This is a genomic window from Cupriavidus sp. 8B (assembly GCF_054589115.1).
Genome location: NZ_BAAILO010000115.1, coordinates 1 through 292, shown reverse-complemented (window position 1 = coordinate 292; position 292 = coordinate 1). Strand labels below are relative to the sequence as shown.

Annotated in this window: 1 pseudogene; it reads right to left on the bottom strand. The window is 61.3% G+C overall.

Going from position 1 to position 292, the window contains the following annotated elements:
* Positions 1-152: pseudogene (locus ACYP5B_RS12460) on the bottom strand (IS110 family transposase); the annotation flags it as partial.
* Positions 153-292: the final 140 nt, after the last annotated feature.

Below are 292 nucleotides of genomic sequence, written 5' to 3'. Positions count from 1 at the left end.
GACTGCAGGCGCTTGCACAGGCGATCGATATCGGCCTTCGAGGTACCGATCTTGCCAAGCAGTTCGACCTCGCCCGCGCCGAGTGCGTAGGCGACCGTGATCGAGTCCTTATGGACGTCAAGACCCACGTACAAAGTGCTATCGTGTTCCATGCTGGCCTCCGCGCTGGAAATCGCCGGGTGTGGCACTGTCCACACCATGCGGCTCTGGCAGTCATGCTAACCCGCGTTTGATTCCTCGCGGCGGGCCAGCCCTCTTTGCCCCAGGGGAGTCATATTGACTAAGCCACCCC